Below are 658 nucleotides of genomic sequence, written 5' to 3' on the forward strand. Positions count from 1 at the left end.
ATTAAGGAATATATCACCAATGACCAGTGGTCTCCACGACAAATATCAGGTTATCTGCGCAAGAATGAGGGAATAAAGGTGTCCCACCAATCCATTTATAATATCATTCATAATGATACAACAGGGGAACTTGCCAAACACACAAGGCATAAGATGAAATACAGACATCGTCCCAAGGGCAGACATCTTCCAATTAAAGACAGGTTGAGTATCCATGAAAGAAGTAAGGAAGTTGACGGGAAGAGATTCGGAGATTTTGAGATGGACTTGATCGTAGACCCTGACCAGCATACCATACTCACACTGGTAGAGAAATCCACCAATATGCTGCTTATGCAGAAACTGCCATTTGGAAAGCAGTCAAAGCCTCTGGCAAAGGTAGTTAGGAAACTGCTGCCACCATACAAGGACTGTCTGAAGACCATTACAACAGACAACGGACCTGAATTTGCAGCACATAAGGACATTACCAAGTTCTTAGGCGTGCCCGTATACTTCGCTGATCCATATTGTTCTTGGCAAAAGGGAGCGATTGAGAATACAAATAAACTAATCAGACAATATATACCGAAAAAGGATTCGTTTGAACATTACACAGACAAGAGAATTATGTCGATACAAAAGAAATTGAACGAAAGACCGAGAGAAAAATTAAACT

The 658-nt window shown here is 40.6% G+C and carries 1 protein-coding gene (cut by a window edge); it reads left to right on the top strand.

The features are described 5' to 3' along the window. The coding region annotated (locus E0E16_RS03530; protein ID WP_130829732.1) for an IS30 family transposase crosses the window boundary (this coding region is incomplete at its 5' end): on the top strand, positions 1–658 show 658 of its 690 nt. 32 nt of the annotated region lie beyond the right edge of the window.

It is taken from the genome of Prevotella rectalis, from assembly GCF_900607215.1.
Taxonomy (GTDB): Bacteria; Bacteroidota; Bacteroidia; order Bacteroidales; family Bacteroidaceae; genus Prevotella; species Prevotella brunnea.